The sequence below is a fragment of the Devosia sp. genome (assembly GCF_035944845.1).
GTDB lineage: Bacteria > Pseudomonadota > Alphaproteobacteria > Rhizobiales > Devosiaceae > Devosia_A.
Genome location: NZ_DASZAW010000065.1, coordinates 16,748 through 32,592, shown reverse-complemented (window position 1 = coordinate 32,592; position 15,845 = coordinate 16,748). Strand labels below are relative to the sequence as shown.

Here is a 15,845-nt window from a genome sequence, read left to right as displayed (position 1 = left end):
TACCCGAGAACTCATCGAGCGTACGATTGGGAGCGGGAGTGGCAGCGCGGTGGCGTACTCGCGGAGATGGAACCGCTGAAGATCCCGGCGTCGGCCGATCAGCAGCGCTGCTGATCAGTAGACCAGGTTGGTCACACCGCGGCGGAATAATGCCCGCCGCCAAGCTCCAGATAGGCATCGAACGCTGCCGCCACCGACCGCACGAAGGGGCGGCCGGATGGCGTCAGCGCGAACACGTCTCCCACGAACTCGATAGCGCCGTCAGCATCAAGAATGACCGCCGTCTCCATCGCCCTGACGAGGGTGGCGGCTTGGCTGGGAAAACGCTGCTGCAGGTCGCTCTTGCGGACCGCGAAGTCGCACATCAGCCGCTCGATCAGGTAGCCTCGCGCACGATCCTCCTCCGAGAACCGTATGCCGCGCGCCGTCGCCAGCATGCCGGCATCGACCAGCTTGCGGTACTCGCCGGTGGGCACCCGATTCTGCACGTATCCCTGCGGGAGCTGGCCGATCGCCGAGGCGCCAAGTCCGATCAGCGTCGCCGCATCGTCGGTGGTGTAGCCCTGGAAATTGCGGCGCAGGCGCCCGGCCCGTGCCGCGACGGCAAGGGCGTCTTCCGGCTTGGCGAAATGATCGATACCGATGGCGTCGTATCCTGATGCCAATATGCTGGCGGCGGCCGCCCGAGCCTGTTCGAAGCGGCTTTGCGTCCCTGGCAGCGCCGTCTCGTCAATCATCTTCTGATGGGTCTTCATCCATGGCACGTGGGCGTAGCCGAAGATCGCGAGGCGATCCGGCGACAGTTCGAGGGCCTGCCGGACCGTCGTTTCGACGCTGTCGATCGACTGATACGGCAACCCGTAGAGGACATCGAGATTGAGCGACCGCACCCCTCGCAACCGAACGGCGTCGACGACCGCGGCGGTCTGCTCAAGCGTCTGGATCCGGTTGATCGCCGCCTGCACCCTCGGGTCAAAGTCCTGCACCCCCAGGCTGACCCGGGTAATCCCGAACTCTGCCAGACCATCGTAGCGGGCCTCGTCCATGTCGTTCGGATCAAGCTCGATGCTGATCTCTGCCGCGGAGGACACCGCAAACCGCGACCGCAACAGCCGCCCCAGATCCACCAGGTCGGCAGGCAGGAGCATGGAGGGCGAACCACCGCCCAGGTGAATCGCGCTTACCGTGCCGCGACCTTGGAGGCGGCTTGCGACGGTCTCGATCTCCATGCGGATCGAAGCCAGGTACGCCGCGATGGGGGCATAGCGCAGAACCTGCTTGGTGTGGCATCCACAGAACCAGCACAGCCGGTCACAGAACGGGATATGCAGGTAGAGCGAAATCCCCGCGGCGTCCGGCACCGCGTCCAGCCAGTGCCCGTAGACGTCGGCACCGACCTCGGGGCGGAACTGCGGTGCGGTGGGGTAGCTGGTGTAGCGGGGCACCGGTTTGGCGTAGCGGGCGACAAGGTCAGATTTCATCGATCGGTCTCCAGATGATGGCTCTTCGCAGGCAACGCGAGCCCCGTCCTTGACAGGGATCAACTAACCGCGCACTCGGATGCTCTGGGTTAGCCAGTGCAGACCTCGCGGCCACATAAATCGCGAAGATAAAGACCATCGTCGCGAAGGCGATGCTCAGCAGTCCCCGCCGTCCCGCCATTCGACCCGCGATACGCGCCGCCGACCACGAAGACGGCGGCCATCGACCAAGCCCGACCATGCGTAGTTCCGGTGGTGAGACCGAAAGTGGTGACGGCAACGAGTGACGAGCCGACCACGCCCAATATCGGCATGCCCGTCGCGGCCATGAGACCGGGGACGATCAGGAAGCCCCGCCAATGTCGAAGAACCCCGACAATGCTCCCGTAGCCATGCCGAAGCCGATGGTCTTGGGGGTGTTGTCGATGGTGCAGGCAACGGCAGGATTTGATACCGTATTCCGCTTCCAGAGCATCAGAGTACCGACAAACCAGCATCAGCAGCGCGAAGAAGAACAGCAGTCTCTGACCGTCGATCACCTTTCCGATGGAGGAACCGAAAAAGGCGCCACCGATGCCAGCGGCAGAATAGATCCCCGGACAGCGCCAGAGGACATTGCTTCGCCACGCGTGGGTGACAAGGTTGGCAGCCGCGTTCGCCGCCACAGCCAGGGCACTGGTACCGATGGCGATGTGAGGGCTCGGAACGCCAACCAGCTAGACCATTAGCGGCACGGCAAGGGTGGAGCCGACCAGCACGCCCGAAAGGCGCCGGCAGCGGCGGCTGCAGCGCTTGGTCGACATACATATTCGAATATTCTAATACTTAAATATGAATATCAGAGAGCTCGACCACGCGCCGATGAAGCAGCCGAACTGCTCGGTGCCATGGCCAATCCCAAGCGGCTGCTGATCCTCTGTCATTTGCTTGGCCGGGAACTGAGCGTGGGCGAGCTTTCGGAAAAGGTCGGCCTCGCCCAGTCGCTGCTATCGCAGCACCTCTCAAAGCTGAGGGCGCTGCGACTGGTAGCGGCGAGGCGGGACGGTCAGTCGATCCACTATCGGTCGGCCTCCGCCGAATTTGAGAAGGTACTTACCACCCTGCACGGCATCTACTGCACGCCCCGATCCTAGTGAACCGGCTTTCAGCCCGCTCATGCGGCTCCGAATTCGACCGACGTGCTGCTGCGCACCTGTGGCAGGTTCCACATTCTTGTTTGCGATGGGACAACGTTGCTACTCCTGCCGAATGGCAGGGTCGCCTCGATCTACATCGTTGCCTGCCGCTACCCCACGAACAAGGCTGCACATAATGGCGAAAACCGGCCTGGAACGGGCAGACGCACATCGTATTTGGCCCGCCATACGAAGGGGCCTCGTTTGTCGTTGCCCCAATTGTGGCAAAGCAAAGCTCTTTGTCCGGTTCATTGAGCAAGCCGACCGCTGCGCCGCCTGCGGAGAGCCTCTGGGACAATACAACGCCGGCCTGTTGCTACCCTTCATCGTCATCATGATTGTTGCCCACGTCCTCATTCTGGTCATGCTGGCGATGGAAGTGTCGGGCCGGGCAAATCCGCTCGTCTACCTGTCGGTGCTCATCCCGCTGTCCATCATGGTGCCACTGGCGATGCTCCGCCCCGTGAAAGGAGCCATCATCGGAATCTTGTGGGCACGGCAGCTCAGCGACGAACAGGGGCGATAGATTTTCATGCCCTTCCCGCCGTCCGCTCCCTCTGTCTACATCGAGGCCTCGGAGTTCCGTGCCATGCTCGCCGATTTCAGCGAACGAGTACGAGCTGATGCAAGGGTCCGTCCGGCCATGACTCGGCTGGTCGGCAATCGTTGGCTCGAGGCGGAACAGAGCGCGGAAGCCTTCATGTCCGCCACGCTGTTCCTCGACGAGCAACCGGATGTGGATCCGGTTTTTCTTGAGCGCGCGGTGCAGCTTCTCGGTCCGGCCGAGATCGATGCGTTGGCGGAGATCATGCTGGAGTGCGCGATGGTCGCGTTCCCGCTGCAGAGCGCGGCCGCCATAACCGAAGTCACGGAGATGCTCGCGAGCACCGTCCGGGCGGTGGCCACAAGTGAGGGTCAGGCGCGCCAGGACCAGCTTGAGAGGGTTTACTCTCGACTGAGCGCCGGTACGCTGATGAACAGGTTCTAGCCAGGGCTGCGGCGCTCCGCCGCGGGAATAGCTGTGACAACATGCGCGTGTCAGCGCATTGTTTGTTTCAGCGCAAGCCGACGTCGCATCGGGTGGGCAATGATTTCGCGTTCATCCGAGTGACTGACAAGTGCTCACTCATCATCCGCTCTGGCCCCGGAGTGCCCCGCCGCAGGCCGCACTCGGCCTCAACATGGTCGAACTCGGCCTCGTCCCCGACTCGATACTCGCAAGGCGAGATCGAGATGACGTTGGCCGGTCGAGCATGCCCTTGGCAGGACGGTGACCGAAGAAGCACGCTAGAGGACAGCTAGCCCCAACCTATCCCAAGTCGCTCGGGTGAATATCCAGTCTATTTGGGGCCCGGTGTGGACCTCAGACCCAGCCACCGACAGCTGCTACGATTGGTTGGGGCGCTTGATGTGCAGCGACCGGCAAGCCCAAGAGGATTCGACGGCACGGCATTAATGCGGCGAATGTTGCACCGACTACTTTAGGCCCACCCACCTATCGACATGTGGTTCGCAATCGATGCCGAGCAGATCAATAGCCCGGGCGGCGATAGCGTCCACCATTTCGGCAATAGACTGCGGCAGTAGATAAAAGGCCGGCACCGGAGGCGCTACGACGGCTCCCATCTCGGTAGCCTGCAGCATGGACCTGAGATGACCGAGGTGGAGCGGGCTTTCCCGCGTGAGCAGGACCAGCCGGCGCCGCTCCTTGAGATGAACGTCAGCGGCCCGAACCAGCAAGTTGTCAGACAGGCTCGAGGCGATCGCCGAGAGCGTCCGCATCGAACAGGGCGCGACGATCATGCCGGCGGTCCGAAACGAGCCACTGGCAATCGTGCTGCCGATAGCGGTGCTGTCATGTCGAACATCGGCTAGTTCCCAAGCCCGGGCTAAGGCGTGAGGTCCCACCTCGTGCAACAACGTCTTCTCGGCGGCATCAGAGATGACCAGGTGTGTCTCAACCGTATCAAGCGCCGCGAGCCGCTCGAGTATCCTGAGACCGATAGCCGCTCCAGAGGCGCCCGAAATGCCGACAACAACGCGCTGCGTCATGACCTGCCCTCTTGCGGCGGCTCGCCAAGGCCCAGTTCGTTCCAGAGCGCATCGATCCGCTGGACGATGTCAGGAGACATGGTGAGGACCCTGCCCCACTCACGGTCGGTTTCAGGACCAATCTTGTTGGTTGCATCCAAGCCGATCTTGCCACCTAGGCCAGGGCGGGGCGAAGCGAAATCGAGGTAGTCGATTGGCGTATCGACAATACTGACTACATCCCTCGATGCGTCGAAGCGCGTCGAGATGGCCCAGACGACGTCGGACCAGTTGCGGACATCGATGTCGGGATCCACCACGACTATCAGCTTGGTGTAGGTGAATTGCGGGAGCACCGACCACAGCCCCATCATCACCCGGCGCGCCTGACCGGGGTAGCGCTTGTCGATCGAAACCACCATGGCGCGGTACGAGCACGCCGCCGGCGGCAGCCAGAGGTCACGAATCTCGGGAAACTGCCGTCGCACGATGGGGAGAAACAGCTCGGTCATGGTTTCGGCAAGGACCGAGGGTTCGTCGGGTGGTCGACCGGTGAAGGTGGAGAGATAGACCGGCCGCTCCCGGCTGGTGATCGCGCTCAGCCGCACCACCGGGAAGGGCTCGACCGAATTGTAGTAACCGGTGTGGTCTCCATAGGGCCCCTCCGCCTCCGTGTCGGTACGCGAGACCGCACCTTCCAGCACGATTTCCGCATCGGCAGGAACCGGCAGGTCCACCGAAATCCCTGTTGCGACACGGGTCTTGCTTCCTCTCAGCACGCCGCCGAAGGCCAGTTCGCTCATGCCGTCGGGCAGCGGCATGACAGCTGCCAGGATAGTCGCCGGATCGGCGCCGATGGCGACGGCAATCGGCATGTCGAGACCTTTGGCCGCCCAGAGGCGGTGGTGCCGGGCGCCACCGCGGTTCGACAGCCAGCGGACGAGCAGTTGGTCCCTGCCCAGCACCTGCATGCGATATATGCCGACATTGATGTCGGCTGGGTCGTCCGGCGACCGGGTGATGACCAGTGGCCAAGTGATCAGTGGTGCCGGCTCGCCAGGCCAGCACCACTGTACCGGGAGGCGCCCCAGATCTATCTGCTCACCCTGCCGGACCCTCTGCTGCACTGGTGGGCGGACCACGATGTGCGTCCCCATCGACAGTGCCGCCCTGACGACCGGCAGCTTCGCCAATGCCGCCCGCATCGTCGTCGGCCCTTCCGGCTGCCGGAGGAAGGCCAGCGTCTCACCCAGTTGGGGGAGTTCCGCCGGCTCCAGGCCAAGCCCCAGAGCGATACGCTCCTTGGTGCCGAACAAGTTGACGACGACCGGCATTTCCGCTGGCTTGCCGTCCGCCGCCACGGCGTTCTCGAACAGCAGCGCCGGACCGCCAAGCGCCAGCACGCGCCGATGGACTTCGGTGATCTCATGAACAATGGAGATCGGCGCGGTGATACGGCGCAGCAGCCCACGATGTTCGAGTCTGTCGAGGAAGCTCTGCAGGTCGGAAGCCGTTTTCATCATGCCGCGCCCAGGAAGGATGCTCTCGCCAATGCGCCTCACAATCCGGGCGGTCTTTGTCTTGGGACAAGTTCCGGCACGGTCGGGCGTCCTAACCTGCCGGCCATACCAAATCGGGAGACGGTGGAATGATGAAGCTTCCGGCGGGTGCACGGTATCTGGGCCGACCCATCCCGCTTGGACTCGTTCAGGCTGTGACCAATGCGGCGCTTGCCCGGGTCCTCGCCAGGCATCCAAAGCTCTTCGACCGCCTCGGCGAGCATACGGCGAAATCCTTCGCCTTCACGCCAACCGATCTTCCACTCACTTTCGTGATCGCACCCCGCGGCGGGACAGTCACGGTCCTGAGATCAGGGCGAACTGTTCGCGCCGATGTCGGCATTTCGGGTCCCATCGTTACTTTGCTCGCCCTCGCAGAAGGCCGCCTGGATGGTGATGCCGAGTTCTTTGCGCGTGACCTTTCGATCGATGGCGATATGGAGGCGATTATTGCGCTCCGAAACGCCATGGACGACTGCCGGATCGATCTGCCGACAGACTTGGCGCCCGACACTGGGCCTTTCCGCAAACCTGTCGAGGCAGGTCTGCAGGCGCTCCGAACCTTCCTTCTCTCCAGGGGTGTCCAACAATGGAACTGATCTGCCCTGCCGGGACGCCGGCCGCCTTCCGGGATGCTGTCGAATCTGGTGCCGACTCGGTCTATTGCGGGTTCAGAGACGAAACCAACGCCCGCAACTTTCCTGGCCTGAATTTCAACCGCAATGAACTGGCGGAGTGTGCGCTCCATGCCAAGGACAGCGGCGTCAAGACGCTCGTAGCCATCAATACATTCATGCGCGCAGGCAACGAGGCCCTGTGGTACAGGGCCGTGGACGATGCAGCGGACCTTGGTGCCGATGCCATCATCGTTGCCGACCTTGGGCTGCTCGCCTACGCGGCTGAGAGGCACACGCAACTGCGACGCCACCTTTCAGTGCAGGCCGGAGCCGCCAACGCCGACCACATCAACTTCCTTATCGAAGCGTTTGGGATCCGTCGGGTGGTGCTGCCGCGCGTGCTGACTGTTGCCGAGGTCGCGGCGATCTCGGGCAAGGTCGCGTGCGAAACGGAAGTGTTTGTCTACGGCGGATTATGCGTGATGGAGGAGGGCCGCTGCTCGCTTTCGTCCTATGCGACGGGAAAATCACCCAACATGCATGGCGTATGCTCCCCCGCCAGCCATGTCCGCTACCGCCAGGACGCCGACGAGATGGTGTCCGAGCTGGGTGCCTTCACCATCAACCGTTTTCCAAAATCCGAGCCCACTGGCTATCCGACGCTCTGTAAGGGCCGCTTCACCGCAGACGATACGACCGGCTACATCTTCGAAGACCCCGTCAGCCTTGATATCCTCTCACAACTTGACGCGCTGCGTGCGGCTGGTGTCTCGGCGCTCAAGATTGAAGGGCGGCAGAGGGGGCGCGCCTATATCTCGCAAGTGGTGAAGGAAATCCGAAAGCGCCTCGTCGCAGTTGAGGCTGCCGATCCATCGCCCCGGGACGGCAGTGCACTGCGTAGGCTGAGCGAGGGCCAGAAAACCACTGAAGGCTCATACGACAAACGCTGGAGATGACTGGCATGCCGCATTCCCGTCTGGGCCTGACACTCGGACCCCTGCTCTATCTATGGGACGACACTAGGTGGCGAGATTTCTACTTCCGGATCGCTGACGAAGCAGCCGTCGACACCGTCGTGCTGGGTGAGGTGGTCTGTTCCAAGCGGGATCATTTTCATGCCGACACCCTTTGGGAGGTCACTGACCGGCTGACCTCCGCTGGCAAGGATGTCCGCCTCGCCTCGCTGGCACTTGCCACGCTCGAACGGGAGATGAAGACCATACGGCGGCTGGCAGCGCAGAACGACTTCCAGACGGAGGCCGGCGAAATGGCGGCGCACGGCGCCATGCGTGGCCGCCCCCACACCATCGGCCCGATGCTCAATGTCTACAACGCGGCGACAGCGCGCGTGCTCGCCAAGGGTGGCGCAACCTCAATCTGTCTACCCCCCGAACTCCCGGCCGCGTCCATTCGGGCCATCGTTGCCGGCGCGCCTGAACTTGCTTTCGAGATCTTCGCATTTGGGCGGGTGCCACTCGCCATCTCCGCGCGCTGCGCGCATGCACGGCTCAAGGGGTTGACCAAGGACAACTGTCACTTCGTCTGCGGCGAGGACCCCGATGGCCTGGAAGTCGATACACTCGACAATCAGCCCTTCCTCGCCCTCAACGGCGTGCAGACCATGTCCAGCACCTGCCAATCGCTATTGACCGACGTCCCGAGGCTGAAGTCTGCCGGCGTGCGTTCCTTGCGGCTATCACCTCAGGTCTGCGACATGGTCGGGGTCACGCGGGTGTTCCGCGACGTCTGTGACGAAAAGCTGGAGCTTGACGAGGGAGCCAGCCGCCTTGAGGCCTGCTACCCAGGCGCGACGTTTTCGAACGGTTTCATCCATGATGTTCCCGGGCACCAGTTGGTTCGGTCGCTCGCGAGCGCTCCCGCCTGACGAGCCTCCTCCGCCGTCGTGGTCGCTCTGCGACGGTGGACTGACCACACAGCGGCCATCGAAGATGAACGTCACGATCTGCTGCCTAGAGGACGAGAATAGCACATTCAGGTGGCGTTTGCCTGCGAGGCACGTGATCGGACCGAGGAGCTGTATGACCAGGCCAGCCGCCGGAGCCGTGAGAAGCCGAAGCATAGGACAGCCCATCCCTTTACTACAATTATTTTGTATTCAACCGATCATTAAATTCGGTTGTCTGTATTTTTATCTACTCATAGGCTGCTCCAGAGCGTAGAGACGCTCCGCCCTCTCCCGCAGACGCCTGCAGAGCGGACCAGCGCCTCGGCGAAGAAGCTGTTCCGGAGAGCCAAATGGATATCGCAGCGCTTGGAACCACGCCTCCCCCGGCGTTCGTGCGGCGCTGGCTGTTTTCCACCAATCACAAGGACATCGGCACCCTCTACCTGATCTTCTCGATTGTTGCAGGGCTGTTCGGAACCGCGCTGTCGCTGCTGATGCGCATCGAACTGCAGCAGCCCGGACTGCAGCTGTTCCACAACACCGACCTCTACAACGCAGTCGTTTCGGCCCATGGGCTGGTGATGATCTTCTTCGTGCTGATGCCCGCCCTCATCGGCGGCTTCGGCAACTGGTTCGTGCCAATCCTGATCGGCGCACCGGATATGGCTTTCCCACGGCTCAACAATATCTCGTTCTGGCTGCTGGTCGCCGCGTTCGCGCTGTTCCTGATTTCGTTGTTCATGGAAGGACCGCCCGGCTCCACCGGCCATAGCGGCGGCTGGACGCTCTACCCGCCGCTTTCGACCACGGGCCAGCCCGGCCCAGCCGTCGATTTCGTCATTCTGTCGATCCACCTGTCCGGCGCTTCCTCGATCCTCGGTGCCATCAACTTCATCACCACGATCTTCAACATGCGTGCGCCAGGGATGACGCTGCACAAGATGCCGCTGTTCGCCTGGGCCATGCTGGTCACCGCCTTCATGCTGCTGCTGTCGCTGCCGGTGCTGGCGGGGGCGATCACCATGCTGCTCACCGACCGCAACTTCGGCACCACGTTCTTCGCGCCGGAAGGCGGGGGCGATCCGGTGCTCTACCAGCACCTGTTCTGGTTCTTCGGTCATCCCGAAGTCTACATCATGATCCTGCCCGCCTTCGGCATCGTCAGTCATGTCATCGCGACCTTCTCGCGGAAGCCGATCTTCGGCTATCTCGCCATGGTCTACGCCATGCTGGCGATCGGGCTGATCGGCTTCGTGGTGTGGGCCCACCACATGTTCACCTCCGGTCTGTCGAAGGACGTCCAGGCCTACTTCATGACCGCCTCGATGGTCATCGCCGTTCCTACCGGCGTGAAGGTGTTCTCATGGATCGCCACGATGTGGGGCGGCTCGGTGACATTCAGGGCGCCGATGCTCTGGGCGATGGGCTTTATCCTGCTGTTCACGGTCGGTGGCGTGACGGGCGTTGTCCTCGCCAGCGCCGGCGTCGACCACTCGCTGCACGATACCTACTACGTCATCGCGCATTTCCACTATGTGCTGTCGCTGGGCTCGGCCTTCGCGATCTTCGCCGGCTTCTACTACTGGTTCCCGAAGATGAGCGGCTATCTCTACAGCGAGAGGCTCGCCAAATGGCATTTCTGGCTGATGTTCGTCGGGGTGAACATCGTGTTCTTCCCGCAGCACTTCCTCGGCCTCGCCGGCATGCCCCGGCGCTATGTCGACTACCCCGATGCCTTCGCGTTCTGGAACCTGGTGTCCTCGATCGGCGCCTACATCTCCACCGCCGGCGTCCTGCTGTTCCTCGTTACAGTAGCCGAGGCCTTTGTGCGGAAACGCCCTGCCCTGGGCAATCCCTGGGGTGAAGGCGCCACAACGCTCGAGTGGACGCTGTCGTCGCCTCCACCGACCCACCAGTTCAATACCCTCGTGCGCATCGAGTAGCCGCCTGACGCGGCCTCGCCGCCGAACCGAAGGAGATCGGAAATGAACGAGTTCGGACTGTTCGACTACCTGTTGATGATCGTGGCCGTGATCGCCTCGTGGGGCATCTACTTCGCCGCGCAGCCGCCGCCATCCGAACGGCACGACGAGCCAGCGCTGCAACCCTTGCTGTCGGCCAACCTTGGTGGCGTGGGATGGATCACGCCGAGCGCCGAAACGCAGGAAGCGGCGCTGCCGCTCGACAGGGTCCTGAACCGTATCTGTTCGGCTTGCGGCTATCGCAGCATTGACACGTTCCTCGCCGGCGCCAGGCTCAGCTACGAAGTGATCGTCGGTGCCTTCGCCAGCGGCGATCTCGCGCCGTATGGCTACCTGCTCTCGGACGGCGTTCGCGACGCCTTCGCAGAAGCCATCGCCGAGCGGCAGGCGCGCGACGAGACGATCGAACTGACCTTCATCGGCCTTCGCGCTTGTGACATTGTCAACGCCGAACTCGCGGGCGGCCGGGCCTCGATCGATGTCCGATTCGTCGGTGAGATGGTGTCGGTGACCCGCGACTGCGACGCCAGGGTGGTGGCGGGAGATCCCGGTCGGGTCGTCGATATCGCGGAGATCTGGACCTTCGAGCGCGAGCTCCGGTCGGCGACTCCCGCCTGGCAACTGACCGCCACCGACACAGACGAGTGAGCCATCAGATGCCATCGACAGGGCTCCACTTCCCAATCAAGCGCATCTACGAGCCGGTCGGCAATGGCGACGGCACCCGGGTGCTGGTCGATCGGCTATGGCCGAGAGGCGTCAGCAAGGCAGAGGCCCACATCGCGTTGTGGCTCAAGGACGTCGCACCCACTCCGCTCCTGCGAAAGTGGTTCGGCCACGATCCGGTGCGCTGGGTCGACTTCCGTCGCCGCTACCGTGACGAACTCGAGCGCAACGCCGCGGCGGTGGCCCAGCTTCGCGACCTCGCCGCGGCCGGCCCGCTGACGCTGATCTATGCCGCCCACGATCCTGTCCACAACCACGCCCGGGTGCTTGCAGAGTATCTCGAGGCCGACACGGAAGCCGGCCATGCCAAACCTTCGAAATAGCCCGCTTTGCGCGTTGCTGGGCTGCACGGTGCCGGTGGTGCTCGCCGGCATGGGCGGCGTCTCTCGATCTGAACTGGTTGCTGCGGTCACCGAGGCCGGTGGCTTCGGCTTTCTCGGCATGGTGCGCGAGCCGCCCGAACTGATCGTTCGCGAGATCGAACGCCTGCGTGATCTCGGTCACCGGCGCTTCGGCGTGAACATCATCCCTGCCGCAACCGACCCGGTCCTGCTTGAGCACCAGGTCACGACCTGTATCCGGCTCGGGGTACCCGTGGTTGGAACGTTCTGGGACCTGGATGAATGGCTGACCGCGCGCCTTCGCGACGCCGGGATACTGGTGGTGCACCAGGTCGGCTCGGTCGATGAGGCGATCGCAGCGGAACGAGCCGGGGTCGACATCATCATCGCTCAGGGCCGCGAGGCTGGTGGTCACGTCCGCGGCGTGCGACCGCTGCGCGAGTTGCTCCCCGAGGTCGCCAGCGCCGTTCATGTCCCAGTACTCGCGGCCGGTGGTATCGCCAGCGGCAGCGACCTGGTGTCCGCAATGGCGCTCGGCGCCCAAGGTGTTGTGCTGGGCACGGCGATGATCGCCACCGACGAGTCCTTCGCGCATGGCTACCACAAGCAGCGCCTGCAGGCGGCCGAAGCGAGCGACACGCTGCTGACCAGCAGCTTTCACATCAACTGGCCGCCCGGAGCACCGGTCCGGGTGCTGCGAAGCGCCACCACCAGCGGTGCCCGCGGCGACCCCCACACTGCGGCAAGCGTCGTCATCGGGGCTGAGGGCAAACGCCCGATCTACCTGTTCAGCACCGACTCGCCCCTGCGCTCGATGACCGGCGATTTCGAGTCGATGGCGCTGTACGCTGGCACTGGAGTCGGAAGTATCACGGCGATAATTCCGGCGGGAGATCGGCTGCGGGCCATCGTCACTGAGGCCGAGGACCTGATCGCCATCTCGCCCGATAGGACCGAGATACCGGAGCCCAGCTCGCCCGCCTGCTACGCCCACGAGATGTCGGGAGTGTATATGGGGTTGCTCGACGATGAGCAGCTATCGGTCGATCTCTGGATGCTGGCTGGTGACATGCAGACCGCCCTGCGGGTCGCGCTACTTCCCCCGCCCGTGCGTGCCACATCGATCCCTCCGTTCGCGCCGAGCGCGATGCAGGTCGCCGGCTGGGCGCTGCGGCTACGGCTGCTTGCCAGCTCGCTGAGCAGTGGCCTTCCCCGGCCTTCGGCCGTCATTCCGCAGCTCCGCTTGTCGACGGTGGATATCTCGCTGCTCTTCGCCTCGATCCTGGGGCGGCTCGGCGCAATCATCCCAAGGATCGCCGAGGGGGGAGTCCGCGATCAACTGGCGCAGATGACGGCACGCATCGAAGCAGAGCGACTGGTGGAGATCAGAAAGAGGCGCGGTGGTGCGTCGCAGGCGACGCGGCCGATCGAAAACCACGCCGCATCCGGCCGATAAGTCCCGGTTCGGTGCGACTCGAGTAGATCATATGCACCGAATAGGAGAACTCTGGCGCGTCAGCTACGCGGCGTAGGGTTCCCGCATCGAGGTGTGGCTGCACGACGCTGAGCCGGAGGTAGCCAGATCCGCCGACCCGGGTCAGGTAGAGCAGCGCCAGCGGGCCATGCGAGATCATCACGCCCGGGCTGGCAATCTCCGGAAATGCCGCCTGATGACTGGCCTGGAACGATGGTCCCCAGTCCACCTGGACATAGTCCTCAGCCCCCCCTCGGCGCCCGTCCGGTGACGACGTCACCATGACCAGCTTCTCCTCGGTCAGCAGCTCGACGACGGTGTTTCCGCCTTGCGGCGGCGGCTCATAGAGTACCGCGAGGTCGAGGGCGCCGTTGTGCACCGCCTCGAGCAACCGCGATGGTGTGTCCACCTCCGCTCGCAACGCAATGTCCGGCGCCTCGTGCCTCATCCACACCAGCCAATCCGCCAGGATCGGGTTCCAAAGACTGATCTCGGCGCCGACGCTGGCGATATCGACCCGACCCTGCGGCAGACCGACTTGTTGGCGCGCGCGATCCCAAACCTGCACCAGGGTCCGGGCATGTCGTACGAAGCGCTCGCCGGCGGGAGTCAGGCGGGCGCCGGACTTGTTGCGGACGAAAAGCCTCCGCCCCAGTTGCTCTTCAAGCGCATGGACGCGCGCGCTGACGGCGGTTTGTGTTACGTTCAAACGTCCCGCAGCAGCAACAAAACTGCCGGTCTCAGCGATCTCAAGGAACGTCTTGGCCAAGGCGATGTCCATGGTACGTAGATCATTCCTTTTGTGGCTATCACGCAATGCCATTCAACTGACTGCTATGATTTCGGCTGTCAACATACAGGACGAATTCGAGCATTTCCCGGCGGTTTCCAACTGTGTCGTGATGGGCCGTGCCGACGAGGACCTCACTCTCCGCCCAAGTCACCTCTCACACCAACCCATCAAACACCTGCGGCAGTGACACCTGGACGATTCTGAAGCTCGCCTAGCTGAGGTGCGGCCATAGAGATTGCTCCCGCATCGCCAAACAAAACACCTCTTCGTTTCAATGGCTTGCAGCTTCGTGACGGCGGCGCAGAATACCGGCCGATCGGCTCAGACCGTTTCGCAGCTGACTACATCCACCGCCACGCAGTCTGCTGCTTTGGACTAGTTCCCTAGCTGCGACGGGTCCATACGTAATATCAATGCCTTAGCCTCGATTTTGGCGTCTGCAACCGTCTCACCAGAGCGCGATTCCGGGCGCAAAAGCGCGTGCAACAGCCCTGATTCTGAGATGGCCATTTCCGCGATACGGTTGACCTATCGGCCAGTGGCGCCCTGACCCCTCGCGCTTTCGGCGAGCACCTGCCGATGCGCATGATGTCATCCCCGATCGCAGATCGCTTCTCGAGTGACTTTGCAGCGGCCCTCTCGGGGCCGTTGTCGTTTTGGCCCGCTCAGTTCCAACAGAGCTTCTGCTTCACCTCGGTACTTCAAGGGACGCTGCAGCCACCTCGGATCGCCGTGAGAACCCCTGACCCCCGTTTGGCAGGCTGATGCCCGCAGCGCGAAGGCGAACCAAGCAGGGCGATGGCGCCGAGCCCATCTCGTCGATGCGCCCTCGTGCGCTCCGACAACGTTGCGGACCGGTCCAGATCGTCCACATCGAGGCATTCGGATCAAGCGGGTGCGCCGAGCAGCCCATATCCCTCGCCAGAAGAGCAGCGGTGCCTTCCAGCCCTTTGTCCGGCAACTTCTCGATCTCGTCGGCCTGCTGGTCAAAGGCTTTGAGGTCCTTCGTCGCCTTGACCACCGGCTCATTTGTGACGCCGAGGCCTAGCAGGGCGATATCTTCCAATTGAGGCCCCTATGGCATACCGTCCCCGCAACTAGGGGGCGTGATGAAGCTGGCGTGGTTATTTGGTCTTGTTGCGCCGCTGCTGTTGGCGGCCTGCGCGTCGACGGCTCAATTCGGGCGACAGGTGGATCTCGCCAAGTTGAGCGGGGTAGTGGTCAGTGACGGATGGCAGCCGGGGGAGCGAATTGTACCAGGCGCCTCGATAGGCAAGTACTCCACCGGCCCAAAGAGGGAGGGGAAGTCGCCAGGAGGGTATAACTACGACATCTTCGGCGATGGAAGCGGCGGCATTGATGTTCCGGGCCCCTCGGTAGCCAGCGGCTGGAGTATCGGTTGTACCAAGGACAAGATTACGGACAAGAGAAACTGCGAGATTACCTCGCACGATGCTCGGCTCCTGATTTGGTATGGCACTAGCGCGAGCCCTACGAGCGTCTGCATCATTGGCCATGACTTCCCAGGAAGGACGGGAGCCATACGCGTGGACGGGCAAGGGGCGGTGACCACAGATCGGGAGGGATGCGCTTCCGGTTCGATCGTTGGCGCCTTGTCCAAGGGAACCAAGGTCGTGGTTCGTTACGTCGAGTGGCCATATGACTATTCGCGAGACAATGAGGCCGGCTTGGCGGGATTGTCGGACGCCATCGCGCTGATGACGTTTATTCGAGGGAACATCGACCGACTGCCGTTCTGA

General features: G+C 63.0%; 17 protein-coding genes. 11 read left to right on the top strand and 6 right to left on the bottom strand.

Annotated features, from left to right (window positions below; translation table 11 throughout):
- Positions 1 to 131 precede the first annotated feature (131 nt).
- Together hemN and VGV07_RS27405 are read right to left on the bottom strand one after the other, a co-directional pair.
- Complete coding sequence (hemN, locus tag VGV07_RS11305) at positions 132 to 1,481, bottom strand: oxygen-independent coproporphyrinogen III oxidase (RefSeq protein WP_326868794.1); 1,350 nt, start codon at positions 1,479 to 1,481, stop codon at positions 132 to 134.
- A gap of 89 nt (positions 1,482 to 1,570) precedes the next feature.
- Complete coding sequence (locus VGV07_RS27405) at positions 1,571 to 2,146, bottom strand: TSUP family transporter (protein ID WP_414649939.1); 576 nt, start codon at positions 2,144 to 2,146, stop codon at positions 1,571 to 1,573.
- Positions 2,147 to 2,368: 222 nt separating this feature from the next.
- Between VGV07_RS27405 and VGV07_RS11295 the strand changes: the two genes are divergently transcribed.
- The 3 genes from VGV07_RS11295 to VGV07_RS11285 all read left to right on the top strand — a co-directional run bounded on the left by VGV07_RS11295 (position 2,369) and on the right by VGV07_RS11285 (position 3,644).
- On the top strand, positions 2,369 to 2,614 hold the full coding sequence (locus VGV07_RS11295) for an ArsR/SmtB family transcription factor (protein WP_414649938.1): 246 nt from the start codon (positions 2,369 to 2,371) through the stop codon (positions 2,612 to 2,614).
- A 178-nt stretch (positions 2,615 to 2,792) separates the two neighbouring features.
- Positions 2,793 to 3,182 carry a DUF983 domain-containing protein gene (locus VGV07_RS11290; RefSeq protein WP_326868792.1) on the top strand — a complete coding sequence of 130 codons (390 nt, stop codon included), beginning with the start codon at positions 2,793 to 2,795 and terminating at the stop codon, positions 3,180 to 3,182.
- A gap of 63 nt (positions 3,183 to 3,245) precedes the next feature.
- On the top strand, positions 3,246 to 3,644 hold the full coding sequence (locus VGV07_RS11285; protein ID WP_326868791.1) for a hypothetical protein: 399 nt from the start codon (positions 3,246 to 3,248) through the stop codon (positions 3,642 to 3,644).
- 488 nt (positions 3,645 to 4,132) lie between these two features.
- Here VGV07_RS11285 and VGV07_RS11280 read toward each other — a convergent pair whose 3' ends face one another.
- Both VGV07_RS11280 and VGV07_RS11275 read right to left on the bottom strand, forming a co-directional pair.
- The gene (locus tag VGV07_RS11280) at positions 4,133 to 4,708 is read right to left on the bottom strand and encodes a UbiX family flavin prenyltransferase (RefSeq protein WP_326868790.1); all 576 of its coding nucleotides are present in this window, start codon (positions 4,706 to 4,708) and stop codon (positions 4,133 to 4,135) included.
- Positions 4,705 to 6,207: a UbiD family decarboxylase gene (locus tag VGV07_RS11275; RefSeq protein WP_326868789.1), complete on the bottom strand. Its 1,503-nt coding sequence runs from the start codon at positions 6,205 to 6,207 to the stop codon at positions 4,705 to 4,707. Before VGV07_RS11275 ends, VGV07_RS11280 begins: the two co-directional genes overlap by 4 nt.
- A 128-nt stretch (positions 6,208 to 6,335) precedes the next feature.
- Between VGV07_RS11275 and ubiT the strand changes: the two genes are divergently transcribed.
- From ubiT to VGV07_RS11240, 7 genes are all read left to right on the top strand, one after another.
- A complete protein-coding gene (gene ubiT, locus VGV07_RS11270; RefSeq protein WP_326868788.1) occupies positions 6,336 to 6,845 on the top strand; it encodes a ubiquinone anaerobic biosynthesis accessory factor UbiT in 510 nt (169 codons plus the stop codon).
- Positions 6,836 to 7,819, top strand: a complete 984-nt coding sequence (gene ubiU, locus VGV07_RS11265) for a ubiquinone anaerobic biosynthesis protein UbiU (RefSeq protein WP_326868787.1) — start codon at positions 6,836 to 6,838, stop codon at positions 7,817 to 7,819. Before ubiT ends, ubiU begins: the two co-directional genes overlap by 10 nt.
- Positions 7,820 to 7,824: 5 nt before the next feature.
- Positions 7,825 to 8,748, top strand: coding sequence for a ubiquinone anaerobic biosynthesis protein UbiV (gene ubiV / locus VGV07_RS11260; protein WP_326868786.1), 924 nt, complete (start codon positions 7,825 to 7,827; stop codon positions 8,746 to 8,748).
- A 371-nt stretch (positions 8,749 to 9,119) separates the two neighbouring features.
- The gene (gene ctaD / locus VGV07_RS11255; protein ID WP_326868785.1) at positions 9,120 to 10,712 is read left to right on the top strand and encodes a cytochrome c oxidase subunit I; all 1,593 of its coding nucleotides are present in this window, start codon (positions 9,120 to 9,122) and stop codon (positions 10,710 to 10,712) included.
- A gap of 42 nt (positions 10,713 to 10,754) precedes the next feature.
- Positions 10,755 to 11,399, top strand: a complete 645-nt coding sequence (locus VGV07_RS11250) for a Tim44/TimA family putative adaptor protein (protein WP_326868784.1) — start codon at positions 10,755 to 10,757, stop codon at positions 11,397 to 11,399.
- A gap of 8 nt (positions 11,400 to 11,407) precedes the next feature.
- Positions 11,408 to 11,800 carry a DUF488 domain-containing protein gene (locus VGV07_RS11245; protein WP_326868783.1) on the top strand — a complete coding sequence of 131 codons (393 nt, stop codon included), beginning with the start codon at positions 11,408 to 11,410 and terminating at the stop codon, positions 11,798 to 11,800.
- Complete coding sequence (locus VGV07_RS11240; protein ID WP_326868782.1) at positions 11,781 to 13,274, top strand: nitronate monooxygenase; 1,494 nt, start codon at positions 11,781 to 11,783, stop codon at positions 13,272 to 13,274. Before VGV07_RS11245 ends, VGV07_RS11240 begins: the two co-directional genes overlap by 20 nt.
- On the opposite strand, the gene VGV07_RS11235 is transcribed toward VGV07_RS11240, so the two are convergent.
- The gene (locus tag VGV07_RS11235; RefSeq protein ID WP_326868781.1) at positions 13,204 to 14,061 is read right to left on the bottom strand and encodes a LysR family transcriptional regulator; all 858 of its coding nucleotides are present in this window, start codon (positions 14,059 to 14,061) and stop codon (positions 13,204 to 13,206) included. The two genes, VGV07_RS11240 and VGV07_RS11235, sit on opposite strands and share 71 nt — an antisense overlap.
- A gap of 712 nt (positions 14,062 to 14,773) precedes the next feature.
- Complete coding sequence (locus VGV07_RS11230) at positions 14,774 to 15,151, bottom strand: hypothetical protein (protein ID WP_326868780.1); 378 nt, start codon at positions 15,149 to 15,151, stop codon at positions 14,774 to 14,776.
- Positions 15,152 to 15,194: 43 nt separating this feature from the next.
- On the opposite strand from VGV07_RS11230, the gene VGV07_RS11225 reads away from it, so the two are divergent.
- A complete protein-coding gene (locus VGV07_RS11225) occupies positions 15,195 to 15,845 on the top strand; it encodes a hypothetical protein (RefSeq protein ID WP_326868779.1) in 651 nt (216 codons plus the stop codon).